At 59.0% G+C, this 25,959-nt stretch carries 26 protein-coding genes; 13 read left to right on the forward strand and 13 right to left on the reverse strand.

Annotated features, from left to right (window positions below):
- Positions 1 to 4: 4 nt before the first annotated feature.
- Positions 5 to 1,216, reverse strand: coding sequence for an MFS transporter (locus J3P82_RS16430; protein WP_434557792.1), 1,212 nt, complete (start codon positions 1,214 to 1,216; stop codon positions 5 to 7).
- 240 nt (positions 1,217 to 1,456) lie between these two features.
- Between J3P82_RS16430 and J3P82_RS16435 the strand changes: the two genes are divergently transcribed.
- Positions 1,457 to 2,374 carry an AraC family transcriptional regulator gene (locus J3P82_RS16435; RefSeq protein ID WP_434557793.1) on the forward strand — a complete coding sequence of 306 codons (918 nt, stop codon included), beginning with the start codon at positions 1,457 to 1,459 and terminating at the stop codon, positions 2,372 to 2,374.
- On the opposite strand, the gene J3P82_RS16440 is transcribed toward J3P82_RS16435, so the two are convergent.
- Positions 2,361 to 3,893, reverse strand: a complete 1,533-nt coding sequence (locus J3P82_RS16440; RefSeq protein ID WP_434557794.1) for an amino acid racemase — start codon at positions 3,891 to 3,893, stop codon at positions 2,361 to 2,363. The genes J3P82_RS16435 and J3P82_RS16440 overlap by 14 nt on opposite strands.
- Positions 3,894 to 3,904: 11 nt before the next feature.
- Entirely contained in the window at positions 3,905 to 5,200 is a 1,296-nt protein-coding gene (locus J3P82_RS16445; protein ID WP_434557795.1) for a dicarboxylate/amino acid:cation symporter, read from the reverse strand.
- Positions 5,201 to 5,427: 227 nt separating this feature from the next.
- Between J3P82_RS16445 and J3P82_RS16450 the strand changes: the two genes are divergently transcribed.
- Positions 5,428 to 6,345 (forward strand): LysR family transcriptional regulator, encoded by a 918-nt coding sequence (locus tag J3P82_RS16450; protein WP_434557796.1) that lies wholly within the window; start codon positions 5,428 to 5,430, stop codon positions 6,343 to 6,345.
- A gap of 6 nt (positions 6,346 to 6,351) precedes the next feature.
- On the opposite strand, the gene J3P82_RS16455 is transcribed toward J3P82_RS16450, so the two are convergent.
- The 4 genes from J3P82_RS16455 to J3P82_RS16470 form a co-directional block, all read right to left on the reverse strand.
- Positions 6,352 to 7,239 carry a LysR family transcriptional regulator gene (locus J3P82_RS16455; protein WP_434557797.1) on the reverse strand — a complete coding sequence of 296 codons (888 nt, stop codon included), beginning with the start codon at positions 7,237 to 7,239 and terminating at the stop codon, positions 6,352 to 6,354.
- Between the two features lie 5 nt (positions 7,240 to 7,244).
- A complete protein-coding gene (locus J3P82_RS16460) occupies positions 7,245 to 7,931 on the reverse strand; it encodes a cysteine hydrolase family protein (protein ID WP_434557798.1) in 687 nt (228 codons plus the stop codon).
- Positions 7,932 to 8,042: 111 nt separating this feature from the next.
- The gene (locus J3P82_RS16465) at positions 8,043 to 8,900 is read right to left on the reverse strand and encodes a TIGR03915 family putative DNA repair protein (protein WP_434557799.1); all 858 of its coding nucleotides are present in this window, start codon (positions 8,898 to 8,900) and stop codon (positions 8,043 to 8,045) included.
- Positions 8,891 to 10,111: a putative DNA modification/repair radical SAM protein gene (locus J3P82_RS16470; protein ID WP_434557800.1), complete on the reverse strand. Its 1,221-nt coding sequence runs from the start codon at positions 10,109 to 10,111 to the stop codon at positions 8,891 to 8,893. Before J3P82_RS16470 ends, J3P82_RS16465 begins: the two co-directional genes overlap by 10 nt.
- A gap of 171 nt (positions 10,112 to 10,282) precedes the next feature.
- Here J3P82_RS16470 and J3P82_RS16475 point away from each other — a divergent pair, with 171 nt between their 5' ends.
- From J3P82_RS16475 to J3P82_RS16485, 3 genes are all read left to right on the forward strand, one after another.
- On the forward strand, positions 10,283 to 10,453 hold the full coding sequence (locus J3P82_RS16475) for a YhfG family protein (RefSeq protein WP_186609798.1): 171 nt from the start codon (positions 10,283 to 10,285) through the stop codon (positions 10,451 to 10,453).
- Complete coding sequence (locus J3P82_RS16480) at positions 10,453 to 11,052, forward strand: putative adenosine monophosphate-protein transferase Fic (RefSeq protein ID WP_434557801.1); 600 nt, start codon at positions 10,453 to 10,455, stop codon at positions 11,050 to 11,052. The genes J3P82_RS16475 and J3P82_RS16480 overlap by 1 nt, the downstream gene beginning before the upstream one ends.
- Positions 11,053 to 11,122: 70 nt before the next feature.
- Positions 11,123 to 11,845 carry a metallophosphoesterase gene (locus J3P82_RS16485; protein ID WP_434557802.1) on the forward strand — a complete coding sequence of 241 codons (723 nt, stop codon included), beginning with the start codon at positions 11,123 to 11,125 and terminating at the stop codon, positions 11,843 to 11,845.
- 186 nt (positions 11,846 to 12,031) lie between these two features.
- On the opposite strand, the gene J3P82_RS16490 is transcribed toward J3P82_RS16485, so the two are convergent.
- Complete coding sequence (locus J3P82_RS16490; RefSeq protein WP_434557803.1) at positions 12,032 to 12,340, reverse strand: BrnA antitoxin family protein; 309 nt, start codon at positions 12,338 to 12,340, stop codon at positions 12,032 to 12,034.
- A complete protein-coding gene (locus tag J3P82_RS16495; RefSeq protein WP_434557804.1) occupies positions 12,337 to 12,591 on the reverse strand; it encodes a BrnT family toxin in 255 nt (84 codons plus the stop codon). Before J3P82_RS16495 ends, J3P82_RS16490 begins: the two co-directional genes overlap by 4 nt.
- Positions 12,592 to 12,768: 177 nt before the next feature.
- On the opposite strand from J3P82_RS16495, the gene dusA reads away from it, so the two are divergent.
- From dusA to tal, 4 genes are all read left to right on the forward strand, one after another.
- The gene (gene dusA, locus J3P82_RS16500; protein WP_434557805.1) at positions 12,769 to 13,755 is read left to right on the forward strand and encodes a tRNA dihydrouridine(20/20a) synthase DusA; all 987 of its coding nucleotides are present in this window, start codon (positions 12,769 to 12,771) and stop codon (positions 13,753 to 13,755) included.
- A 160-nt stretch (positions 13,756 to 13,915) separates the two neighbouring features.
- Positions 13,916 to 15,652, forward strand: coding sequence for a DEAD/DEAH box helicase (locus tag J3P82_RS16505; protein ID WP_434557806.1), 1,737 nt, complete (start codon positions 13,916 to 13,918; stop codon positions 15,650 to 15,652).
- Positions 15,649 to 17,637, forward strand: coding sequence for a UvrD-helicase domain-containing protein (locus tag J3P82_RS16510; protein ID WP_434557807.1), 1,989 nt, complete (start codon positions 15,649 to 15,651; stop codon positions 17,635 to 17,637). The genes J3P82_RS16505 and J3P82_RS16510 overlap by 4 nt, the downstream gene beginning before the upstream one ends.
- Positions 17,638 to 17,819: 182 nt before the next feature.
- Complete coding sequence (gene tal / locus J3P82_RS16515; protein WP_186636508.1) at positions 17,820 to 18,746, forward strand: transaldolase; 927 nt, start codon at positions 17,820 to 17,822, stop codon at positions 18,744 to 18,746.
- Between the two features lie 107 nt (positions 18,747 to 18,853).
- Here tal and rssC read toward each other — a convergent pair whose 3' ends face one another.
- The 3 genes from rssC to J3P82_RS16530 all read right to left on the reverse strand — a co-directional run bounded on the left by rssC (position 18,854) and on the right by J3P82_RS16530 (position 21,550).
- Positions 18,854 to 19,336, reverse strand: coding sequence for an anti-sigma factor antagonist RssC (rssC, locus tag J3P82_RS16520; protein WP_434557808.1), 483 nt, complete (start codon positions 19,334 to 19,336; stop codon positions 18,854 to 18,856).
- Positions 19,336 to 20,517 carry a two-component system response regulator RssB gene (gene rssB, locus J3P82_RS16525; protein WP_434557809.1) on the reverse strand — a complete coding sequence of 394 codons (1,182 nt, stop codon included), beginning with the start codon at positions 20,515 to 20,517 and terminating at the stop codon, positions 19,336 to 19,338. Before rssB ends, rssC begins: the two co-directional genes overlap by 1 nt.
- A gap of 343 nt (positions 20,518 to 20,860) precedes the next feature.
- Complete coding sequence (locus J3P82_RS16530) at positions 20,861 to 21,550, reverse strand: MlaA family lipoprotein (RefSeq protein WP_186636509.1); 690 nt, start codon at positions 21,548 to 21,550, stop codon at positions 20,861 to 20,863.
- A gap of 203 nt (positions 21,551 to 21,753) precedes the next feature.
- Here J3P82_RS16530 and J3P82_RS16535 point away from each other — a divergent pair, with 203 nt between their 5' ends.
- Positions 21,754 to 22,374 carry an HAD family phosphatase gene (locus J3P82_RS16535; RefSeq protein WP_434557810.1) on the forward strand — a complete coding sequence of 207 codons (621 nt, stop codon included), beginning with the start codon at positions 21,754 to 21,756 and terminating at the stop codon, positions 22,372 to 22,374.
- Between the two features lie 109 nt (positions 22,375 to 22,483).
- Entirely contained in the window at positions 22,484 to 22,750 is a 267-nt protein-coding gene (locus J3P82_RS16540) for a DUF4404 family protein (protein WP_434557811.1), read from the forward strand.
- Between the two features lie 74 nt (positions 22,751 to 22,824).
- Here J3P82_RS16540 and queF read toward each other — a convergent pair whose 3' ends face one another.
- Positions 22,825 to 23,655 (reverse strand): NADPH-dependent 7-cyano-7-deazaguanine reductase QueF, encoded by an 831-nt coding sequence (gene queF / locus J3P82_RS16545; RefSeq protein ID WP_434557812.1) that lies wholly within the window; start codon positions 23,653 to 23,655, stop codon positions 22,825 to 22,827.
- 167 nt (positions 23,656 to 23,822) lie between these two features.
- On the opposite strand from queF, the gene J3P82_RS16550 reads away from it, so the two are divergent.
- A complete protein-coding gene (locus J3P82_RS16550) occupies positions 23,823 to 24,503 on the forward strand; it encodes a heavy metal response regulator transcription factor (RefSeq protein ID WP_434557813.1) in 681 nt (226 codons plus the stop codon).
- Positions 24,500 to 25,858, forward strand: a complete 1,359-nt coding sequence (locus J3P82_RS16555; RefSeq protein WP_434557814.1) for a heavy metal sensor histidine kinase — start codon at positions 24,500 to 24,502, stop codon at positions 25,856 to 25,858. Before J3P82_RS16550 ends, J3P82_RS16555 begins: the two co-directional genes overlap by 4 nt.
- Positions 25,859 to 25,959: the final 101 nt, after the last annotated feature.

Genomic DNA, 25,959 nt, shown 5'->3' on the forward strand with positions numbered 1-25,959 from the left:
CTGATCAACCCAACGCACCGGACGTCGCCGCACTCGAAACGGGCGGAGACTGGCGAGCCGCCAGGAAGGCCAGGACGGCAGCAATGCCCAGTACGCCGGCGCTGGTTTCGAACGTCGCACGATAGCCGCTCGCATCAAACAGGACGCCCCCAACGGTGGCGCCCGTGGCGATGGCAAGCTGGACGATCGCCACCATCAATCCGCCGCCTGCTTCGGCATTCTCGGGCAAGGACCTAGCCAGCCAGGTCCACCAGCCAACTGGGGCCGCTGTCGCCACCAGGCCCCAGAGACCCAGCAGCACGGCGGTGATGATCACCGACTCACCGAACGCAACCAAGGCGAGGGCAATTGCTGCCATCAATAATGGGATGATGACGAGCGTTCGATACAAGCCATTTTCCAGGAATGAGCCGATCAGGAAGGTGCCGAGCAGACCCGCCAAACCCACCACCAACAGCATCAACGACAGCAGCGACACGCTCACCTGCGTCACTGTTTCCAGGAACGGGCGCAGATAAGTGAACAACATGAATTGACCCATGAAGAACGTGCTGACCGCCAGCATGCCCAATGCCACCGGCGCCTGGGCCATCAATTTGAAAGGGTTGCCAGTGCCTCGTTTCGCATTGGCGGGCATCGAAGGCAGGCGCAACAGCAGCCAGACGAGGGCAAGCGCGGCGACAGGCACGATGCAAAAGAACGCGGCCCGCCAACCCATGATCGCCCCGAGAAAACTGCCCAACGGCGCGGCCACCACCGTCGCCAAGGCATTGCCACCATTGACGATAGCCAAGGCGCGGGGGATTTTGTCCTCCGGTACCAGGCGCATGGCCGTGGCCGCCGACAGCGACCAGAAGCCGCCAATCGCAACGCCGATCAACGCACGGCCGACCATGAATATCGCGTAATTGGGCGCCACAGCAGCCACTGTTCCAGACACGATCATCAGCATTGTCAGCGCCGAGAGTAGCCATTTGCGGTCGACTCGCGCGGCAACCGATGCGATGAACAGGCTGGTGACCAGTGCAAATGCGCCGGAGACGGCAATGCCTTGGCCGGCCTGCCCTTCGCTGACGTGAAGATCCGTCGCTACCGGCGTCAGCAGGCTGACCGGCATGAACTCCGAGGCCACGAGCGCGAAGGCGGCAAGCGACATGGCGAGCACCGCACCCCACGCAGGCTGGCCCTGCGGTTTGGGTAATGAGGTAGTGGTCATTGATGAAAGCCTTGAATTATCGATGGGTTAAGCGTCGGGCTATGCAACGCCCGAAAATGAAAACAACGGCTCGCAGCCGCTGATTGGATTCTGCATTTTCAAGGACTCGCGCCGTTGGTCGGTAGAACGTTTCACTGGAGTTCTTGCCTGATCCTGTGAACGTATCTGTAGGGCGTAGGCAACGCTTCGCTTGGCGGGTTAATGTTCTGCCCATAACTATCAACCCGACAGAAGATCGACATGACCACTCAAGGCAGATCGCCACAAAAGCGCCTCGCGGGCCTCATCGGTACCCGGGCGACCGGAACGGGCGACTTCGAGACGTCGATTGCCGGCCTGTGTTTTTTCCGCCGCGACGCCCCTGCCCCGCCCGCGACCTGCATGATCGAACCGAGCGTCGTCCTCGTCGCCCAGGGCATGAAACAAGTCTGGATCGGCGGCCAGGCTTATGGCTATGACACCACGCGGTTCCTCATGACATCGCTGGATATGCCCGCAAATTCCGAAGTGCTGATGGCAAGCCCGGAACAGCCGTGCCTGGGCTTGGTCATGAGGTTGGACTTGCGCATGGTCGCCGATCTGGTCGCCCAGGGCGGCCTGGCGCCACGCGTGGAACGCCCGGTCGGGATTGGCGCCGGAATCGGTACGGCTACGCCTGATTTCCTGGCGCCGTTCGCACGTTTGCTGGCCTTGTTGGATGAGCCCGAGGCGATCCCGGTACTGGCGCCATTGATCCAGCGTGAAATCCACTATCGACTGTTGATGAGCGACCAGGCGGCGCGACTGAGGCAGATTGCCTCCGTCGACAGCCAGGGGTATCGGATCGCCAAGGCGATAGACTGGCTGAAACTGAACTACACCGGGCCAATCCGCGTCGACGACCTCGCGGCCCGAGTGCAGATGAGCGCGCCGACGTTCCATCATCATTTTCGTCAGCTCACCGCGATGAGTCCGCTGCAATACCAGAAGTGGCTGCGGTTGAACGAGGCAAAGCGCTTGATGCTCAATGAGCACTTGGACGTGGCGAGCGCCGCCTACAGGGTCGGCTATGAAAGCCCCTCGCAGTTCAGCCGTGAATACAGCCGCCTGTTCGGCGAATCCCCCAAGCGTGATATTGCCGCCTTGCGCAGGCCGCCGAGTGTCATCAAAACCGTCTGATTGAACTGAACCCTTGTGGCGACGGAGCCTTGGAGTCGCCCGGCGCCTCATCCAGCATCCCGGCCAGCGCAATGCATTTCAACGCCAAGATCATCGTCGGGTCTACCAACGCCACGCGATGGCCGTTGAGCTCGTAAGCCGGGCAATGGCCGAGCACCAGCGGCAACTCCGTACACCCGAGGATCAACACCTTCGCGCCCAATTCGCACAAGTGTTCGGCCGCGAGGAGCAATTGCTCCTTGCAGAGCCCTTCGGTGTAGCCGGCCTTGATACCGCGGGGCCCGTAGATCGCCTCCATTACCATGGCTTGATAATCGACACCGGGCGCAACAAGCTCAAGCCCGGCGCGGTTGGCAGCCTGGTGATAGACCTGGCTTTGCAACGTACCCGAGGTCGCCAGCAGGCCGACCGCCTTGCCGGCGCCGTATTCGTCCACAATCCAGTCCACCGTCTCGGTCAGCATATTCACGATCGGCACCGTCAAATGCGCCTGGATACGTTCGACGAACGCGTGGGCGGTGTTGCAGGGGATCGCGATGGCATGGGCGCCCGACGCTTCAAGGCGCTTGCACGCGGCGTATAACGCCATCGTCGGGTCGGTTTCGGCGCGCAGCAGATTGGCCGTTCGATCGGGTATTTGTGGGTTTTGCTCGACAACCATCTTGATGTGGTCCTGATCTTTGCGAGCCGGCGTATGGCTGACCACCTTGGCCATGAAATCCACCGTGGCCGCAGGCCCGACACCGCCAACCACACCCAGCTTGAACGCCGGACGGCTCGGCGGCTCGCGGTCCGTCGTCGCGAAATCCACGTAAACCTGATTGATGTCCGGCACGGCGATCCCACGGCGCTGCAAGTCATTGCCGATGAGCGAAAGCTCAGTCATGCCGGGCAGAATCAGGGTGGCGCCCTGGGCTTGAAGCGAAAGGCACGCCTGGAAAACCGCCTCGAACGGTGCGCCTTCAAAGTGACCGCCCTTGATGCCATCGAGGCCGTACATCGCCTCCATCACATTCGATTGTGCTTCGACGGCGGGGTAGACGATGGGGAAGTCCTTGCCGAAGTGATCTTCGAACAAACCGCAATGGCGCACGAAGTCGGAAGCAATCACGCCCAACGTTGCCCCGACCGGTACGCGGCGGCGGACGTGTCGGCTCAGGGCGGCCATCATGTCCAGAACCGCGATACCCAATTCAGCCTGGATCTGCGCGCGGAAAGTCTGGCTCGCGAAGCATGGCAGCATCACTGCATCAAGGCCATTGGCCTCGAATGCCTTGCAGACCTGGAAGACGTAGAACTGGCGCGACGTCATGCTCGCGCTTTCGTCCAAGGGCAGCAGCACGTCTTTGAAGGGGTGCTGCTCAAACAGGAAATGGTAGCGACCCGGCTCCTCCAGCACGGCCCTGGACTTGACCAGTTTATTAAACAAATCAGCGCCAGCCAGCGACCCCAGGCCACCGACGATGCCTAGCTTGCGCACCGCAAGCGCGTTGCGAATCGACTTCCCCTTCGCTCTCATATCCTGGCTCCTCAAACCACCGGAACCGGTTCGACGGCTGACCGGACGGTAGCCTGCTCGCGGCCGTCCTCAGCAGGCTCCTCGTGCGGCTCGGCTTTGGCGACGACTGCCGTTGCAATGCTGTTGCCCACCACATTGGTGGCAGTGCGCGCCATGTCCAGGAACTGATCGATACCAATGATCAGCAGCAGCCCCGCCTCCGGGAGGTTGAACATCGGCAACGTTGCCGCGACCACCACGACCGAGGCACGCGCGACGCCGGCCATGCCCTTGCTGGTGATCATCAGCGTCAGGAGAATCAGCACCTGTTGAGTGAAACTCAGGTCGATGTTGTAGGCCTGGGCGATGAACAGGATGGCGAAGGCCTGGTACATCATCGAGCCGTCCAGGTTGAACGAATACCCCAGGGGCAGGACGAAACTGGATACGCGCTTAGGCGCGCCGAACTTCTCCAGCGCCTCGATGGTTTTGGGGTACGCGGATTCGCTGCTGGCGGTGGAAAACGCCAGTAGGATCGGTTCGCGAATAAGCTTGCCAAGGTGGAACACGGAACGTCCGAGGAACACGTACCCGGCACCGAACAACAGTGCCCAGAGAATCAGGATGCCCAAGTAGAATTCGGCGATGAGCTTGCCGTAGTCCACCAGCAAGCCCAGCCCCTGGGTGGTGATGGCAGACGCAATGGCGGCGAACACCCCAATCGGCGCGAAGGCCATGACATAGTCGGTGATCTTGAACATCACTTTCGCCAGCTCCTCGATGGAATCGGTGATACGCATAAAACCGGCGCGTTTGACGCCAGCCAGCGCGAAGCCGAAGAACAGCGAAAAGACCACGATCTGGAGGATTTCGTTATTGGCCATCGCCTCGGCAATGCTGCGAGGAAACACATGACCGATAAACGCCTTGAGACTGAAATCGCCGGTGTTGACCGGCACGGCGGCGGTCGCATGCTGGGCCACTTCCATGTTCAATCCGGCACCGGGTTGAAACAAATTCACCAACCCCATCCCAATCAGCAGCGAGACCACCGACGCCGTCACGAACCAGGCCATTGCCCGGGCGCCAATCCGGCCCACGGAACGGGAATTGCCCATGCTGGCGATGCCCCCCACCAGCGTCGCGAACACCAGCGGCGCGATGATCATCTTGATCATGCGCAGGAAAATATCCGTGACCATCGAGAAATACGCCGCAATCTCCTTGGCGTTTTGCTCGCTCCCTGCGAAATGATGACACGCCCAACCCGTCAGCACGCCTAAGGCAATGCCCATTGCTATTCGACGCGGGAGCTTGTTCTTCTTCACGGTACTGTCCTCAAGTAGTTCTTGGATTTTTTTTACTTGGCGGGGAATACGCTGACCGCACGCTGCTGCGAGTCATCAACGCTACGAGGACGATTCTAGGGAGCGGATTGAGCGACATGATGAGTAATCCGGCTGACGCCATGCGTTTTTGGAATAATTTCGAATTCGCTGCGATAGGCCGGGGCAATGAGTTCTAGAATCTGTCGATCGCAGCGGGAGATTCCAAGATGCAACTCAAATGGCTGGACGATCTTTTGGCGATTGCCGAATGTAAGAACTTCTCTCGGGCAGCCGAAGTCCGGTGTGTGACGCAATCGGCTTTGTCGCGGCGCATTCGTTCGCTTGAGGAATGGGTGGGGGTCAAACTCGTGGACCGTGGCACCTACCCCGTCCAATTGACGGCGGCGGGCATTACCTTCTGCGATGAAAGCAGGGAAGCGCTGGCCGGACTCTTGAGGTTGCGCTCAACCTTGCGCGATGTGGAACGCATGCCGGGACGCTCGATCCAGATCACCGCAGGCCATAGCCTGTCGATGACCTTCCTGCCCAAGTGGCTTTCGCAATTCCAACAACACAACGAGCAGTTCAACGCCCGGGTAGTGGCCGCCAATATCCACGACGCGGTCATTGCCCTGGAAGAAGGCAGTTGCGACTTGATGATGGTCTACCATCACCCACTCGCGCCCATTCTGCTGGACGTCGAGCGTTTTGGCAGCCTGACCCTCGGCCACGACGCATTCATTCCACTCTGTGCGCCCAATCGCAAGGGCGAGCCGCTGTTCCGTCTGCCGGGCCGCTCCGGCAAAGCCGTCCCGTACCTCGCCTACACGGCCACGACGTTTCTCGGCCGTGTCGCCGACATTGTCATCAAGAACGGCCCGGCCCCGGCCGCGCTGGAGCGCTGTTATGAAGCCGACATGGCGATGCTGCTGATGCGCATGGCAATCGAAGGCTACGGCGTGGCCTGGTTGCCACAAAGCGCAGTGATCGATGAGCTGGAGCGAGGGTTGCTGGTCAGGGCCGGTGACGAGCAATGGAGTACGCGGCTGGAGATTCGCTCGTATTGTGCGATTGCCAATCGCAATCCGACGATGCGCAAGTTATGGAAGACCCTGGAAGGGGCTTCGTTGAGCCCGTCGGCTTAGTCCTGGTCAGGCCTTACCCTGGTAGTACTGCGCCATGTAATCGACGAACGCCCGAACCTTGGCTGGCAGATGCCGGGCATGAGGATAAAGCGCGTAGTAGTGCCGCTCCCCGAGGGTGTGCTCAGGCAGGATCCGCACCAGCCTACCCGCCAGCAAGTCATCCTGCACCGTCGCCAAGGTGAACGCGGCGATGCCACCGCCCGCGCGGGCGCAGGCGTGCAAGGCGGTAATGGTGTCCGTATGAAATGTGCCCTGGCAATCCAGCGTGGTCGATTCGCCGCCTTCATTGCCGAGCGTCCACTGAGTGGCTACCCCGTAGGTCAGCAATCGATGGTCGTAGAGTTCGGCCACGCTGCGAGGCAAACCGCACTTGAACACATAGGCCGGCGCCGCCACGAGCACCAGCGGCGAGATGCTGAGCAACCGGGCGACCAAGCTGCTGTCGGCCAACGGTCCGCAAATTCGCAGCGCCACATCGAAGCGATCGGCCACCAGATCGATCAGGGAATCGGAGCACGACAAATCAACCCTGATATCCGGAAAACGTGCCTGGAACGCCGGCAACCAATGCGCGAGCTCCAACGTGCCAATGACCAGCGGCGCGCTGACTCGAAGCAGTCCGGAGGGCCGCTCCTGTTCCAGGGCGGCGGCATGGGACGCAGCGTCCACGCGATCGAGAATATCCACGCAAGCTGCGTAATACCCTTCCCCTGCCGCCGTCAGACTCATGTGCCGGGTATTACGGTTGATCAGACGCACGCCCAGCGCGGATTCCAGTTGCTGCAAATGCCGGGACACCGAGGAGTGCGTGGTGTCCAGTCGCTCGGCGGCGGCTGAAAAACCCTTGGCTTCGGCGATGCAGCGGAACACGCGCATGGCGAGCATCTGATTCATGGGCTTTAGCGCACCGGTAACTTGATGATGTCGGCGGTGTTCATCACATCACCGAACGTGTCCTCGATCTCGGCGAGGGCAGCCTTGTGCAAAGTGTCTTTGTCGACCGAGTCCCCGTTGGCTCGGGTAATCGCGCGGGTGGCCGAGGCATCGGCCGCCACCAGCACCTTGTAGCTCATGGGTGCAGCATCACGGGCAGCCCCCGCCACGCACGCATGGGTCATGAGGCCGGAGACGATCAGGTTCTCGATGCCCGCGGCTTTCAGGCGCTTGTCCAGGTCGGTGCTGCCGAACACGCTCACGGTGGTTTTCTGCAAGATCGGATCCTTGGCTCGGGGCTGCATGTCAGGGTGGAATTTCACGGTTTCACCGTCGAGGGCAAACACTGGCGAACCGGCAGGCGCAATGTGCTGGACATGGTAGACCGGCATTTGATGTTCATCGGCGAACTCGATCAGTTTGCGAGCATTGCCCAGCGCTGCAGGGCCATCGGGGATCGGCATCTTACCGGTGAAGTACTCGTTCTGAAAATCAATAACCAGTAACGCGGTTTTACCGGAAGGCAATTGACTGACCGGCACGGCGCCAGACATGGCGCGGATGGTCGGGTGACTTTCGGCCGAGGCGCCGGCACTGGCGAGAACGCCCGATAAGACACAAGCACTGAGGAAACGGCGGGCGAAACGTTGCATGGGAGATTCCTTCATTCGTGGAGTGGACGAGGGAATGCTAGGGGGATGGTCTGCACCGGAACACAGTGTGCGCGGCACAGGACTTGTTTGGGGTTTGCACAGATACGTCGTTCAACGCAGTGCCTCTGCCATGCTGCCAACGATTATCCGCTTACCTTCCCTCTCCCCCACCTCCGACGCTTGCCCATCCCGCTGCTTCCCCTGCCGCGCCTGTCCCACCAGCTGCGGAATCAAGTTCCCTTCCGGCAAATGCTTCCAGAATCGCCCCGGCATGTGCTGTCGCAACGCGGTGGGATTGAGCCTTGCCGGGTTGAAAATGTGACGATAATAGGTGCGCCACAACTCGGCGCCGGGATCCTCGGCGTGGCGGGCCCATTGTTGCCACTGCTCGGGGCAGCGCCGCTGGTAATCCAGCGATTGGCCATCGAAACGGATACCGTCGCGAGGCGTTGCGATTAGCCAGCGTTGCCGGCCCAGCCGCTCGGCGAAATGACCACTGGCGCTTTCAAGGATGTCGTGGGCCGGCTGGTGGAAAGCCACCAGATCCAGTTCCAGTCGCTCGGCCACGGCTGGCGGCAAGGGAATGAAACGCACAAAGGCATGCAGATGATGGACTTCGCGGCTGACCTGCTTGATGCGCCGTTGCAGTTCGCTGCCCAGTCGATCCCCGGCGAGCATGGCCGTGCGGTCGCCATGGGCGACGCGCCAGAGCACTTCATACAACAGACTCCAGCGCTGCTCACCCTGATAGCGGCTGGCCTGTTCGAGCTGATCCAACAAGGCCGCCGGAACGCGCGTGCGGAACGGTCCCGGACCTTGCGGCAAGGGCGCCGGCACGGCCAATAAATCGGCCGTGGGGCCCTGGGACCATGTCACGTCGCAGGGGTCGATTCCATGTCCGAGCAATGTTCGGGCCTGGTCACGCCAGATGGCGAAATCATCGTCACAATCCAGCGCGATCATGCCCATAATCCCATTTGCACAGGCCGTTGAGGATCGCGCAAACGCGCCCGCAGCAAGCCGCTGCGCATCTGAGCGTCGGCGGGTCGATAATCGCTGGTGACGATAAACGGCCGGGCCTTCTCCAGTACGCAGCGCATCTGCACCAGATCGTCGTAGCGAATCCGCCGCTCCCTGCGCAGCGCTACCAGGCGTTGCACACTCCGCAGGCCGATGCCGGGGATACGCGCCAGCAACGCAGGCTCGGCGCGGTTGAGGTCCAGAGGGAAAACCTCGCGGTTGGCCAATGCCCAGGCCAGCTTGGGATCGATGTCCAGGTCCAGGTTGGCGGTTTTTCCCAGCAGCTCGCCGGCCTTGTAGCCGTAGCCGCGCATGAGGAAGTCGGCCTGATACAGACGATGCTCGCGCAGCAATGGCGGCGCGGCCAGCGGAACGCTGGCGGGGCTGTCGGGGATCGGGCTGAAGGCGGAATAGTAGACCCGCCGCAAGCCGTAGCCTTGGTAGAGCGACTCGGCATTGCTCAGGATGGCGTGGTCATCGGTGGCATCAGCCCCCACGATCACTTGGGTGCTTTGCCCGGCCGGGGCAAAACGCGGCGCCCGAGGCTCGCCGGCCACCGCTTGTTGACCCTGATGGATGGTGCCCATGGCCTGGCGGATGGTCGTCAATTGCTTTTCCGGCGCCAGGCGCTTGAGGCTCACCTCGCTGGACAGTTCGATGTTCACGCTCAGGCGGTCCGCCAACCGTCCCGCTTCTTCGATCAACAGCGGATCAGCATCGGGAATGGTCTTGAGATGGATGTAACCGCGGAACTGGTGTTCCTCTCGCAGCAGCCGTGCCACTCGGATCAATTGCTCCATTGTGTAATCCGCCGAGCGAATAATGCCGGAGCTGAGGAACAGGCCGCTGATGCAGTTTCGCCGGTAGAAATCCAGTGTCAGGCGAACCACCTCCTCCGGCGTGAATCGCGCCCTCGGGACATTACTGGAGCGACGGTTGACGCAGTACTGGCAGTCATACAGGCAGAAATTGGTCAGCAACACCTTGAGTAGAGAAACACAGCGGCCGTCCGGCGTATAACTATGGCAAATGCCCATGCCATCGGTCGCGCCAAGCCCGTCGCGCCCCCGAGAGCTGCGTTTGGGGGCGCCACTGCTGGCGCAAGATGCGTCATATTTGGCGGCGTCGGCAAGAATGCCGAGCTTAGCGATGAGTTGCATGGAAGAATGCCCGGACACTGGATGCATACACAGTATTTTGAGACGCACCGCGATGCAAGCTCCGTTGGTCAATCCAGGCTCCTGAAGGACCGAATCATCTCGGCCACGGCGTAGGCCCTGGCGGCGGGATGGGCTATAATCCGTTCACCCACGCGATTGAGGTTCAGCCCCATGGGCAATGTCAGCCTTGAGACAAAGAAGGCCTACGCGGCCAGGACGCGCCGATCCAATTACGCCGCCAGCCTGCGCCTGGAAGGCTTCAAGGTGTCTCCCGAAGACGGCGAATGCAAGCTGCCCTCCCGTGAACAAGTCCTGAAGACCTTCACCCAGACCCGAACCTGATGCCCGACAAATACGGCGTAGGCGAAGACGCCTACTGCTACGCGGGCTCCACCGTCCTTCGCAATAAACTCGAGATCCGCGACGAATCGACCCTGGACGAAGCCGAACAACAACTGTCGGCCATCGCAGCGGCAAGCGTCGAATTCAACCCTCCCCCCTACAGCCTGAGCTACCTACAGAATATCCATCGAGCATTGTTCTGCGACCTGTTCGAGTGGGCCGGGGAGCTGCGCACCGTTGGCATGGCCAAACAAGCCACGCGCTTTTGCCAACCCGAATACATGGAAAAGGAAGCCGACAAGATCTTCGCCAAACTGGCGACGGCGAACTGGTTCGAGGGCATGGACCGAGCGGAGTTGATCGTGGCTGTGGCAGATGCCTATTGCGACATAAACGTCGTGCACCCCTTCCGCGAAGGCAATGGCCGCGCCCAGCGCATACTGTTTGAGCATCTGATCATGAATGCCGGATTTGAGATCAGTTGGTGGGGGATCGAAAAAGACGAATGGATTTGCGCCAATATCGCGGCCTACAACGGCGTGCTTGGGCCTATGGAAGAAGTGTTTGAGAAATGTATCGGGCAGGCGATCCAACCCTAAGCATAAGCCTCACTCTTGCTCCCCATTTAAGTGCTACATTTCCCACTCCAAATCTGCCAAAAGATAAACCATGTACAGGACCGCCTCCTTCCCCGCGAACAAGCAAGGTCGCGACTTCGTGGTGGGCGACATCCACGGTCATTTCGAGTTACTTGCCACGGCCTTGAACACGCTGAACTTCAATACCGAACTGGACCGTATTTTTTCCGTGGGCGATCTTATCGACCGGGGCCCCGACTCTGAGGGCGTATTGAACTGGCTTGAGAAGCCCTGGTTTCACGCGGTGCGCGGCAATCATGAGCAAATGCTGATCGACGGTATCACCGGCCATGGGGACAGACCCAGGCATATCCGCAACGGTGGCGCTTGGCTCTACACGTTGAAGCCTGCCATCCAGGACAAGCTGTTAAAGGCCTTCGAAAAACTTCCAGTCATGATCGAAATCCATCTATCGCCAAACGAAACGGTCGGGGTCGTACATGCCCAGGCGCCGATGATCGGCCTTAACGATGATTGGCAGAGTGCGAAAGACGCCATTACCGGAAAACTGGGAGAGCAGTGTCAACACCAAGCCTTGGCGCAAGCCCTGTATGCCCGAGAAAAAATAGAACGACAGGACCAGACTTCAATCAAGGGCCTCCACGCGCTCTACGTCGGGCACTCAACCGTCCCCAAGGTCACGCGCCTCGGCAACGTGGTTTATATGGACACCGGCTGCTCCTTTTCCGACGGTGCGTTAAGCCTCGTGGAAATCAACAGCCAAGCCGTTATCAGCGTAGGCACGACACAATGAAATAACGGCCCGTCTCGCGCGCAGGCGCTGGGCCAACCGCAATCGCTGGCGCCCCCATACCTTGTCTAGTCCTGAAATAGGTTTACACCTGTTTCAGGACTAGACATTACCGAAACAAAACCAATCAGCAGACAGCAAAAAGCCGCCTCATCGGCGGCTAACTATTTGGGGAATAATATCTGGCGGCTAAGCCTTCAGTTCTTCCGGTGTATGCGTCTTGAGCCAATCGGCCAAGGCGGCGTTCATCCGTGTTTGCCAGCCCGGCCCAGAAGCCCTGAATTTCTCCAGCACGTCAGCATCGAAACGAACATTGACGTGTTCTTTAGTGGCTGCCGCCTTTGGCCGACCACGCTTTGGCTTGAGCATTTCCTTTGCCTGAGCTTTGCCGAACAATCCCACAAGCACCTCGCTGGCTGGTTTGGCCTTGGCAAAGTCTTCGGTCGACCATTCGGGGTTCGCCGTATCGACCCTCTCAGGACTGGGTTTCTTGGTCATAATTTTTGACCCCCGTTTGTTGGCTTTACGAAAGCTGATGACGTGGACTGCGTCACCCCGTGGGTAAACACTACGACATGCAGCCGATCCCCTATGTACCCCATCGCGCGATAGCGACACTCGCCGTAGTCGAATCGATCATCTTCCAGGATCAATGCTGTAGACCATTCAAAGTCCCGCACGAGGGCAAACGGAAGTCCACGTTCTTCGACGTTGCGAGCGTCTTTGGCTGGGTCATAAGTAATCTGCATGTAATTATCGTAGCCACATTAAATCATGAAGACAAGGTGTGCGTCGAAACGATGACCGAGCCTGCGCTCTGCCTGGTTGTCATTAACGATTGAGTCGCCAGGCTCGAGAGCCCGCCAAGTACCCGACAAGCATCCCTGATAAACTACGCCCATTCGCCCCGATGACTCAGATTCCCAATGCCCCTACAACCTGCTTCGCTGTCCCGCCGTTTTTCCGTTGCGCCGATGATGGATTGGACTGACGCCCATTGCCGCTATTTCCTGCGCATCCTCTCCAAACACGCCCTGCTCTACAGCGAAATGGTCACCACTGGCGCGCTGCTTAACGGTGATCACGAGCGCTTCCTGCGCCACCATGAGACCGAACATCCGCTTGCCTTGCAGCTGGGCGGTAGCGTTCCGAGCGACTTGGCGGCCTGTGCCCGGATGGCCGAGGAACACGGTTACGATGAGGTCAATCTGAATGTCGGTTGCCCCAGCGACCGAGTGCAGAACAACATGATCGGCGCCTGCCTGATGGGGCATCCAGAGCTGGTGGCCGATTGCGTGAAAGCGATGCGTGATGCGGCGTCGATTCCGGTGACGGTCAAGCATCGGATCGGAATCAACGGACGCGACAGTTACGAGCAGTTGTGTGAATTCGTCGGCACGGTGCACGAAGCCGGGTGCACCAGTTTTACTGTGCATGCGCGGATTGCGATCCTGGAAGGGCTTTCGCCGAAGGAGAACCGTGACATTCCGCCGTTGCGGTATGACGTGGTGGCGCGGTTGAAAGCTGATTTCCCTGGACTGGAAATCGTCCTGAACGGCGGGATCAAGACGCTCGAGGCGTGCCACGAACACCTGCAGACGTTCGACGGTGTCATGCTCGGACGCGAGGCCTACCACAACCCGTACCTGCTGGCCGAGGTCGATCAACAGCTGTTCGGCAGTACCGCGCCGATCATCAGCCGCGCCGAAGCCCTGGCACAGTTGCGGCCTTATATCGCCGATCACTTGGCCACAGGTGGCGCCATGCATCACATCACCCGGCATGTATTGGGGCTGGGCACTGGCTTCCCGGGGGCCCGGCGGTTTCGGCAGTTGTTGTCGGTGGACATCCACAAGACGACGGATCCGTTGGCGCTTCTGGACCAGGCGGGACAGTTGCTGGAGGGGCGTTAACGCGCGCCGGTCACGCAAACGATTTAGTTAAAAACTCGCCACTTGCATTTAACTCGATACTCGCTCAAAAGGGCGATTTTTGGATCCACAACACTCGCACCTTGTTCCAACAGTATGTAAAACTGTTATGCCATCACGGATCACAAGGACGATTACCGCCATGCAAGGGCAGCATCCGCTTATTAAAAAGCTTTTTGAATTTGTCCATGCCGAGCGCGATGCAAACCTTCATCAACTCTTGCAAACCTGGCAGCGACCATTACATGAGAAGCTTGAAAAGGGTTTGACCCAGGGTTTCACGCGCCTGGAAAAAGCCGACAAAGCGACGTGTCTTTGGGCCTCTCTCGATGCCAGTGAATCACGTTTTCGTGAAGGGGACATGTTGCGGTTGCACTTGGGCGATCCGTCTACCGGCCTGTTGTGCGCCCGGATGACCTTCGAGCGTGAAGAAGATGGCCGATGGTTGCTGAGCGAGAAACTGGCCCATACGGTATGGGACCAGTACCAGGACGGACCTTGCTATGCCGACATGGACGCGCTGGATCTGACGCCGCGCTATGAAAAGGCCCTGGAAGATATTGCCGATTCAGTCCATGCCGACAATATCATTGTCCCGTTGCTCGATACCGCGCCGATCATTACTTTCAACGACGCGGAGCTGGATTATGCCGAGAGTTTCGCTGTTAAGAACAAGTGTAACGAGTTACAGGCGCGCGCTGTCGCCATGGCCTATGCCGCCGAGCAAATGACTTGTATCCAAGGGCCTCCAGGGACAGGCAAGACCCGCGCACTGGCTCTTATTGCACAACTATTGGTTGAGCGTCAGGAACGGGTGTTCGTCACCTCCCATACGCATATGGCTATCAACAACGCCCTTGCCAAGATTGCCGAGCGCAAAATTCCGACCGTGAAGATTGGCGGTCGGCGAGAGGACGTAAGCAAGACCGTCGACTGGGCAAAAACACCCGCCGACTGGGAGAACTTACCCGAGGACGGAAGTGGCTATGTCATTGGCGCAACACCGTTTGCCACCGGCAGCCAGCTAGAGCATTTCAAGTTCGACACGGTGATCTTTGACGAAGCCAGTCAGATTACCCTCCCCCTCGCGCTGATGGCCATGCGAAAAGGTAGGCGATTTATCTTCATTGGGGACCAGAAACAACTGCCACCGGTGCTGTTGTCCCAGTCGATCCTGTCCGGTGAATCGATGTCGATATTTGGCCGTCTCACCTCCCAAACCGCCGACCATACGGTAATGCTCGAAGAAACCTATCGGATGAACCAGTGGTTGACCGAGTGGCCGAGCAACACTTACTACAAAGGCAAGTTACGTGCAGCAGGGCCTAACAAGGCACGACGTTTCGATTACGTTGACGTCAAGTCCCCGATGGACCGCGTCTTTGATCCGGACGCAAGCGCCGTATTTATCCCCACGGCCGACAGAACGGCCAAGACGCGCAACTATCGCGATGCCCAGTACGTAGTAGAACTCTGCAAGGTCGCCCAGACCATGGGCATCGCCCTGTCCGATATCGGCATTGTCACGCCTTACCGAGCCCAAGGCCGGGCGATTCGAACGCTGTTGGCCCGTCATTTCGGGCGCGAAATCGCCAGCGGTATTGTAGCGGATACGGTTGAGCGAATGCAGGGACAGGAACGTGAGCTCATCATTTTTTCAATGGCCAGTGGCGATGAGGTATTCATTGGGGCTGTGGCGGAATTTTTCTTCCAACCTGAGCGATTGAATGTCTCCATTACCCGGGCCATGACGAAATTGATCATCATCGGACCTGAATTAACGCAAGGAATCGAATGCAGCAACAGCATCACGCAGCAATGGGCCAATGATTATTCAAGCCTGATCAGCCGATGCAGCAAAGTGGTGCTCACGCCATGACGCTATTTATTCCTGAATGGCAACGCAGCACCGGCGCGCATGTTCACGTTAAACGCGTGCTGCGCAAATTGGACGATCACCATGTCGTACGTCAGTGCCTTGCTCGGGAAGCTTGGGCACCGGATTTTTTCGTTCAACACGCGCAACATCAATGGCTGGTTATGTTGTTGTGTGAAACCTCCTTTGAAGCACTGGATCCTGATCAACTGTTCGCTGCAACCGAACAGCAGGCCTTCAAGGAGCTGCTATTGCGCCTGGAAGCAACCGAGCCCGACGGGATGCCGACCGGACAGAAGCTCGGCAAGCTGATCGTTATGTGGAACTGCACCCCCGAACAGACCCGGCGCCTGTGGCAGCATTACTCAAGGCCTGATGGCCCGCGGCTGATGTCCAAGAGCACCTTTATTGATCATGGCCATGAACAACTGGCCAAATTGCTTAGCTCACTGAGCCACGAAGCCAGCGACATGCTTATGGGGCACTACTTTCCAGAAGCTGAGATACCTGCAATCTGTACAACTCGCCGCCATTTCTCGCGGAATAACTCGCCAAAAACCACACGTTACTTTCTGGACTCACAACAAGAATGGGCCAGTAAGCTGGATCTGGAGCTGCCTGAAGAACAAACGCAAACCTTGCATGACTTCTCAGTGAGGCTGGTCAACGGTGTTGCGGGTAGCGGCAAGACATTGATTGCCGCTAACCGAGCTTTGATCCTGGCAAAGAAGTTTCCCGATCAGAAAATATTGATGCTGATCCATAACGTCCCGGTGGTTAAAGACCTCAAGCACCGCTTGAAAAAGGCAAGCCCGGACGGTTTGCCTCGCAACCTGACAATCATGACGGCATTGGCATGGATACGGCAGCAATGGGTGAATCATTTTGAGTCACAACCGGAGATGGCATCACCCATCAGGGTGACTAGCCAAATCGCCCATTATCGAAAGTCCTTTCCCGAGTTAAAACCCGATGATCAGCAACTCCTGGATGAGTTCGATTTCATCAACGAGTCACTGATCTCCAACGAGCAGGACTATCTGGCCGCGGAACGCGCCGGCCAGGGATTCGCTTTGCGCAAGGAAGAACGAACACAAGTGTGGTCTCTCTACCGGCAAGTCACTGACGCGCTGAGCAAGCAAGGCGCTTGCTTATGGAGTTCGTTGTCCCGTGACTTGTGCCTCAGGACGCTCGATAAACTCGATAAGTACCAGCATATCCTGGTAGACGAAGCTCAGTTCTTCGCCCCGACCTGGTTTCAACTGGTCAAAAGCACATTGACCGAATCCGAAGGCAGCTTGTTTTTATGCGCCGATCCCAACCAGGGCTTTTTGAAAAGCCGACTCAGTTGGAAGCGTGTAGGCCTGGATGTAGCGGGCAAAACGAAGAAGCTTCACCACTCCTACCGAACCACTCAGGCCATACTTCGGGCTGCCGGTCTTGTCTTGGCCGAATTCACCCAAACCGACCCGGACGATTATCTGCAACCTGATTTCGATGGCATGGATGAAGGTATCGAACCGCTGCTGATCCGATCAGACACTCCCCAGGATGCGGTCATACAGACCTGTAACGAGATAGCCGACTACCTGCAAACCCAGCAGATTAACCTATCGAACATGCTGGTTCTCTATGGACGAGATACCAATAAGAAACTTCTGTTCAAGGCATTGAGTGAGCGATTCGGTTCGCGCAAAGTCTGGGATCTGAACAGCATGGAGTCCGTACACGTCGACGTAGATAATCTGCGTGTTTCCAGCCTGGACACGGCTACCGGGCTTGAAGCCAGTATCGTGTTTCTGTTGGGCCTGGAAAAACTCATGAAAGAAACGGCCCAGGCCGGCGTACTGTCCGCCCAGGAGTGCGAACAGAACTCGCGCAAACTCTACATGGCAATGACTCGGGCCGGTCAGCGGCTGATCCTGATCTCGACGGCACGTCTGCCGGAAAGTATTGCAGGCTTGTTCCTGAACGCACAACAGCCATGACCATCAGGCGGTGGCGTTGAACCTGCAAGCTGTTTTGGCATCGTATCTAGCGGTAGTTGCCCCGGCCTTTCAAACAGCTGTTTTCAGGTTGTTGCCGCTGGGGCCATCGATACCTCTTCACACCCTTGAGTGGCTGCCGGCCCTCGGGTAATGTCAACGGACCCATAGGACAGAGCACGCCCATGACTTCCAAGCTGGAACAACTCAAGCAGTTCACTACCGTCGTGGCCGATACCGGCGACTTCGAAGCCATCGCCCGCATCAAGCCCGTAGACGCTACCACCAACCCTTCCCTGCTGCTCAAGGCCTCGGCCATTCATGGTTACGCCGAGCTGCTGAACGCCTGCGTGGCGGACTGCAAGGGCGACGTGGGCTTGGCGAGCGACCGTTTTGGCGTCGCGGTGGGCCAAGAGATCCTGAAAGTGATTCCGGGGCGCATTTCCACCGAAGTGGATGCGCGCCTGTCGTTCGACACCGAGGCCATGTTGAAGCGTGCCCATCGCCTGGTCGACCTGTACGAAAAGGCCGGTGTGGGTCGTGAGCGCGTACTGATCAAGATCGCGTCCACCTGGGAAGGCATCCGCGCCGCCGAGAAGCTGGAGCGCGAGGGTATCCAGTGCAACCTGACCCTGCTGTTCTCCTTCGCCCAAGCCGCCGCCTGCGCCGATGCCGGCGTGTTCCTGATTTCGCCGTTCGTGGGTCGTATCTATGACTGGTACAAGAAGGCCAATGGCAACGATTACACCGGTTCCGATGATCCGGGCGTGCAATCGGTGACGCGCATCTACAACTACTACAAGGCCAATGACTACAAGACCGTGGTCATGGGCGCAAGCTTCCGCAATCTGAACCAGATCGAGCAATTGGCCGGCTGCGACCGCTTGACGGTCAGCCCTGAACTGCTGGAAAAACTGGCCGCCGACGAGGGCAAGTTGGAACGCAAGCTGGCGCCTGGGCAAGCCGGAGAAGCACGCTTGAGCCTCAACGAGGCACAGTTCCGCTGGCTGTCCAACGAGGACGCCATGGCGACCGAGAAACTGGCCGAAGGCATCCGCCAGTTCGCTCGGGACCAGGAGAAGCTGGAAGCGTTGCTGCAAGCCAAGCTCTGAACTGAGTCAGCGACATGCAAAAGGGCGAACCTGAATGGGTTCGCCCTTTTTTGTGCGGCCGTTGTGATGTAGCTGCTGCGCTAAGGCCGCTCAGCCAATAGAGAGAATCAAGGACGCTCCAACGCGTTAACCAAGTCATGGAACGCTTCACGGTTGGAGTCGTTCAGTCCCATGAGGATCTTGTGAGCTTCCAGCACCTTGATCCGCACTTCCTCTTCGGACTGGTCCTGGTCAGGCAGATCGTCCAGGCACTCCGGGCATGGTATCGGGTCGCCGACGATATTGAACACCTGGTCGAAGCCCATCGATTGCAGAAGACGGGTGATGTCGTTGTGGGTGGTGACGACGGTAGGCAGCAGGCCAACCTTTTGCCGCGACAGGATCGACAGCTTGGCCAGCAAGCCCAAGGTGGTGCTGTCGATGCTGCGGGTTTCGGTCAAGTCGATCACGATGGCGCTGAAGTTCAGCGCGGTGAAGATCTTTTCGATTGTCGCATCCAGCGCTGAACACAAGGTCAGGCGCACTTCACCGACAAACTTCAGGACAAATGTGCCGTCCTGCTCGGCGAACTGGATTCTACCGGTACTCATCAAAGGTTCCTGCTCAACACTAACAGGGCGATATCATCCGGCATCTCCCCGAGCGTGGCTAATCCAAACACTTGACGCAAGCCTTCCAGGCTGCCGCCCGCTGCACTCACCCGTTCAGGCAAGGCCGCTTCTTTCTCTTTGAGTGTAGGTTCCGACAAAAGGTCCAGAATGCCATCAGACATCAGCGTCAGGCTGAACGCCGGTGGCAGTTCCAGCACGTGGTCTTCATAGGTCGCCTCGTTGAACAGGCCTACCGGCAAGCCACGCCCTTCCAGGTAACGAACACTGTCGGGTGTATACAACACTGGCAACGGCAGGTGACCGCCGATGCTATACGTCAACAAACCAGTCTCCTCGTCGATGACTCCACCGACCATCGTGACGTGTTTGCCCAGCTTACAACTGATCAGGCCCCGGTTGATATGCCCAAGGACTTCCGAAGGCTTGAATTCCGGCAAGGTACCGTTGCGCTTGGATTCGAACAGCAAGCGCGTGGTCATGAATTTCAGCAGTACCGTCACGAACGCCGACGAAGCGCCATGGCCGGAAACGTCCGCCAGGTAGAACGCCACTCGACGTTCATCGACCCGGAAATAATCAACAAAATCTCCCGACAGGTACAACGACGGGATGATCTGGTGGGCAAAGCGGAAGCCATCGACTGTCCAGGGGCTGACCGGCAGCATGTTCATCTGCACCTGGCGCCCGGCGTTCTGGTCTTCCTGCAACAGGTTCAGGCTGGCTTCCAGCTCACGGTTGGCCGTTTCCAACTTCTCGCGATAGCGCTGGTTTTCCCCCAACAGGCGCGAGCGGTCCAGCGCCCGGCGTACCGAGTGTTCAAGCACGGCGAGGTCTTCGAGGGGCTTGATCAGGTAATCCGCCGCGCCCAGGCGCAAGGCCTCGACCGCGTCGTTCATCACGCCCGCACCCGACACCACGATCACCGGGGTCTGCGACGACAGCTCGGTGACCTGGCGAATGAGTTCGAGTCCGCCCATCTGCGGCATGCGCAGGTCGCAGATGACCAGGTCGGGCTTGTCCTGCTCGAATACCTGGAGACCCTGTTGGCCGTTGCTGGCCTGCAGGACGCTGAAACCACTGTCTTCCAAGTAGGCTGCGAGACTGGCTCGCACCACTTCGTCATCATCGATTATCAGCAGCGTGGCACTGGTTATTGGCATGTGGGCAAACGGCGCCAGAATTAGGTTGGCGTAGCGGGCTGGGCAATCGGGCCTGGCGCGCACTACTGGATTCGCTTTCTAGCCTCTCTGTCGTACAGGTTTCAGGCTTTTGCCCTACACGCATATACATCAGAGGTGCCCTTCTAAGGCGCAGACGGTACTCCCATCCGCGGGGCGTTTCAAGCTCATGCAGATAGCCGCTTGCCGTCTTTATTTGTCAAAGCACGGAGAGTTATAAGAACCGAGCGAAGCGTAACTCAATGGAAGGATGGAACGGTGCCTTGGCGGACGCCAAAGCGAAGAAGGCGGCCTTTCGGCCGCCTTCTTGTTTTACAAATCGAAATCAGAAATCGTCTTCGACCTGGCCATCCTTGACCTTGAATTCGCGGTTTTGCAGGTAGGCATTGCGGATGAACACATATTTGTCGCCGCTGACCATCTTCTCGGCCGACAACAGGCTGGCGCGGGTATCGACGATGTTCAGGCCCCAGATCGAATTGCGCACCGACACATTATCGATATACGGGTACGGCGTGGCATAGCTGTCGACCATCTTCGCCGGCGCATCACGCAACGTGCTGGGCCCGAGCAAGGGCAGCATCAGGTACGGCCCGCTGCCCAGGCCCCAGTACCCCAAGGTCTGGCCAAAATCTTCGTCGTTGCGCTGCAATCCCATCTTGGTGCCTACGTCGAAGAAGCCCAGGAGGCCAAAGGTGGTGTTGAAAATCAGTCGTGCAGTGTCGACCCCGGCGGCGGCCGGTTTGGCCTGCAGCACGTCGTTGGCGAGGTTGCCCACATCACCGATGTTGCGGAACATATTGTGGATGCCGTCCTCAAGGAACTGCGGCGTTACGTATTGATAACCTTGGGCCAGCGGCTTGAGGGCATAGGTGTCAATGGTGTCGTTGAAGGTAAAGATCGGACGGTTGACGCTTTCCCATGGATCTTCTTCCGTGGCGGCCTGGGCGGCGAACGGCACCAGCAGGACACTGGCAGACAGACACAGCTGAGCTAGACGATGGCTCCAGCGCATAGGGAAAAACTCCTTGGATTAATCTGGCAAGGGCGCCGAGCCCAGGCGGTAAGGTGGCTAGTATAAGGCGGAACGCGTGGATAGGCAGCACTGAAAAGAGCATCTGACTGTAGGAACATTCCCCGATCCGCTGCCTTCATTTCATTGTCACCGGAATGTCATAGGACCTCGTTAGGCTGCTTGGTTATTTCAAGGACGTTCTCATGCCCCGCGCCGAAGCCCTGCCCCTCCCCGCTCCCAGCCTCACCGCCGTACTGTTTGGCCTGAGTGGATGCCTGGTGGATTTCGGCGCGCGTGTTCGCCAGCCAGGGGCCACGCCGACGGATCTCGCACAACCGACACCCGGTGCATTGGAAAGCCTGCAACGTTTGCAGCATCTGGATATTCCCTGCGCCTGGCTCGACGAATTGCCGCCTGCTGTCAGCCATAGCCTCGCCGCCTCATTGCCGGCATTCATCAAGGCGCCGCAACTTCCTGCAACAAATCAGCCATGGCCAGCACCGCATGCCTGCTGGCAATCGCTGATGGCGCTGGACGTCCAGCAATTGGACGGCTGCGTGTTGGTCAGTAGCGAACCGAAGTTGTTGCAGTCGGGGCTCAACGCCGGTCTGTGGACCATCGGGCTGGCGTCCTGTGGCTCGTTGTGCGGCCTGGCGCCCGCCGAGTGGCAGGCCTTGAGCCAACAAGCACGGGAGGCCAAACGCGCCAAGGCCACCGTGCAGCTGTTCGGCCTGGGCGTGCATTCGGTGATCGATCATCTGGGCGAACTCGATACCTGCTTGGCCGATATCAGCCTGCGCCGACTTAAAGGCGAGAAGCCCTGACCAGGATCATGCAGGGCGCGTAAGTGTGGATTACTCTTAAGGCAAGCCACGGACTTTTGACGCCGCGTCACGGTCCATGGAAGTGCCTATCAATAAAGGGAGTACGCCAATGCCTGCCCGCCGCGAACTGCAAGACCAACTCGATACCTTGCGCGAGCAATTGGAACAGAACCCGCCGTTGTCCGAGTCGGAGCGAGAAAATCTGCACGAGCTCATGGCTCAACTTGAAGCCGAGATTAAATTGGAAAACGCTCTTCAAAATCCCAGTTTGGCCGATGGCGTAAACTTGGCCGTGGAGCGCTTTGAAGTTGACCACCCGGGTATCGCGGGCACCTTGCGCAACATCATGCTGACGTTGGGCAACATGGGAATCTGAATGACCGGATGCAAAAGCCCCGCTGGCGATAGCGGGGCTTTTTACTGTTGGCTTACATACCCTTGAAGGGATATTTATTGACGAACCAAGCGCTGGTTCGGCAACTGCACCGTTTCAGTACTGCGATACGGATTGATATCCAACCCACCCCGCCGCACATACCGCGCATACACCGTCAATTTCTCCGGCTTGAGCAAGCGCTGCAGGTCCAGGAAGATCCGCTCGACACACTGCTCGTGAAAGTCCGAATGCTGGCGGAAGCTGACGATGTAGGCCAGCAGGCTCGCGTGGTCCAGCGCCGCACCGCGATATTCCACCGCCACGCTGCCCCAGTCCGGCTGGCTGGTCACCGGGCAGTTGGACTTGAGCAAATGGCTATGCAGGCTTTCCTCGACGATACGCGATGCATCGCAACGCAGCAGCTCGGGACGCGGATGCTCGTAGGAGTCGACGCTGATGTCCAGGTCGTCTACGCACACACCAGGCAAGGCGACGACGCCTTCGCTTTCGACATCCTTGAGGCTGCGAATCCGCACGCCTACCGGCTTGCCCGCCGCGGCCGACAGGTCCTGGCGCAGAGTGGCTTGCAGGCTCGCGCTGTCGTTGAACGCCGTCTGGTTCAAGGAGTTCAGGTACAGCTTGAAGGACTTGGATTCGATGATGTTCGGCGAATCCGCCGGGATCGCGAATTCAGCGATAGCCACCACTGGCTTGCCGGACGGCAACAGCCAGGACAGCTCGAAACAGTTCCAGAAATCCACACCCTTGTACGGCAGGGTCTCGGCTGTCAGTCCCAGCTCCGCCCATTTCGCGGTGCGCGGGATCGGGAACAGCAGTGACGGCGTGTACGTGGCGATGTATTCGCTGGATTTGCCCAGCGGCGAGTGTTCGGCTGCGGGATGCATGACGGAAACCTGACTGAAGAATCAGCGGATTCTACCAGTCTTTACGGTTCTCTTGAGCCCTTGCTCCGCCAACTGGCTTGCAGTCGCATTACAACTTTGTCAGCTTGCCCCATGACACCATGCACCACGGTATAACGCCCTCGTTCAAACACAGCCGCGAGCAACCCATGAAACTGCTGATTGTCGAAGACCAACTGAAAACCGGCCAATACCTGCGCCAAGGCTTGAGCGAAGCCGGGTTCAACGCCGACCTGGTGGCCGATGGCATCACCGGCGAGCAACTGGCCCTGAGCGGTGAATACGCGCTGCTGATTCTCGACGTGATGCTGCCCGGTCGCGATGGCTGGCAGATCCTGCAAGCGGTACGCGGTGCTGGGCTGGAAACGCCGGTGCTGTTCCTGACCGCGCGCGATGCGGTGCAGGACCGGGTACACGGGTTGGAACTGGGTGCCGACGATTACTTGGTCAAGCCCTTTGCCTTTTCCGAACTGCTGGCCCGGGTTCGAAGCCTGCTGCGCCGAGGCAGTTCGGCGGCCCAGGAAACCAGCTTGCAACTGGCCGACTTGCGCCTGGATCTGATCCGCCGCCGCGTCGAACGCAATGGCCGACGCATCGACCTGACCGCCAAGGAGTTTGCCTTGCTGGAAATGTTGCTGCGGCGCCAGGGCGAAGTACTGCCGAAGTCCCTGATCGCCTCGCAGGTCTGGGACATGAATTTCGACAGCGACACCAACGTCATCGAGGTGGCGATCCGGCGTCTGCGGATCAAGGTTGACGATGACTTTCCCAACAAGCTGATCCACACCGTGCGCGGCATGGGCTATGTCCTCGAAGAGCGCAACCTGTGACCCGCCGCTGGTCGCTGAGCAACCGGTTGGCGCTGCTTTTCGCGGCCTGCACCGCCGTCGTGTCATTGTTCGCCGGCGTACTGTTCAGCCGAGGCAGCGAGGCACATTTCATCGAGTTGGACCAGCAAGTGCTCGAAGCCAAGCTGATTGGCGTGCGGCGCGCCTTGCAGGACAGCCATGGCCACGATCCGCGCAAACTTCTGGACGATGAGTTGAGCCGTCAGGCAGACCTGGCCTTGCGCATCAAGGACAACGAAGGCGTCCGCTGGCATGGCGGCTCGATTCGAATTCCAGCGCAAGTGCCGCAGCGGCCCGGCTTGTCCACGCTCAGCGACGCCGACACTGATTATCGGGTGTTGAATGCGCCGCTGTATCTTGATCGCGCGGACTCAGCGCAGCTCACGCTGCTGCTCGACATCACTCATCACCAGCACTTCCTGCAGCGCATGCAGCGCCTGATCTGGTTGACCGTCGGCCTCTCGGCAGTGGCCACCGCCCTGCTCGGCGCCTGGGCTGCCCGGCGTGGCTTGCGCCCCTTGCGACGCATGGGCGCGATTGCCGGCAGCGTCTCGGCCCGCTCGCTCGATGCCCGACTGCCAGAAGAGCATATGCCTGCCGAACTGGCGGAATTGGCCCACAGCATCAACGACATGCTCGGGCGCCTCGATGATGCGTTTCAGCGGCTCTCCGGGTTTTCTGCCGATATCGCCCATGAATTGCGCACGCCCCTGTCGAATTTGCTGACTCATACCCAAGTCACCCTCACCCGTGAGCGCTCGTTGGAAGATTACCGCGAGGCGTTGCACAGCAATCTCGAAGAACTGCAATGGATGGCGCAACTGGTCAACGACATGCTCTACCTGGCCAAGGCTGACCACGGCCTGCTGGCGCTCAATCGCGAACCGCTGCAACTGGCCGAGGAAGTGGACGTGCTGTTGGACTTTTTCGCACCGTTAGCCGAAGACGCCAATGTGCGGCTGGGTCGCGAGGGCGAAAGCTGCATCGAGGGTGACCGCAACATGATGCGTCGGGCCTTTTCCAACCTGCTGGACAACGCCCTGCGCTTCACCCCAGTTGGCGGCGAAGTGCGGGTGCGAATTATCGATGGGGCTCAAGGGGTGAGCGTAAGCGTGGAAAACAGTGGCGAGGGGGTTGCAGCAGATTTGCTGCCGCGCCTGTTCGACCGCTTCTATCGCGCCGACCCGTCCCGCCAGGAAGGCAGCAGCGAGCACGCTGGACTGGGGCTGGCCATCACCCGCTCGATCATCCGCGCCCATGGCGGGGAGATCCGTTGCGAATCGGCTGATGGCTGGACGCGGTTTGTGATTGAGTTGCCAAAGGCCGGTCAGCCCTGACACAAAACCCTGTGGCGAGGGAGCTTGCTCCCGCTGGAGCGCGAAGCGCTCCCAAAAAATCTGAAAGTCTGCACATCATCCATAATAAGCCCGCCGCTTTT

The organism is Pseudomonas sp. Z4-20 (assembly GCF_051131955.1).
GTDB lineage: Bacteria > Pseudomonadota > Gammaproteobacteria > Pseudomonadales > Pseudomonadaceae > Aquipseudomonas > Aquipseudomonas marvdashtae.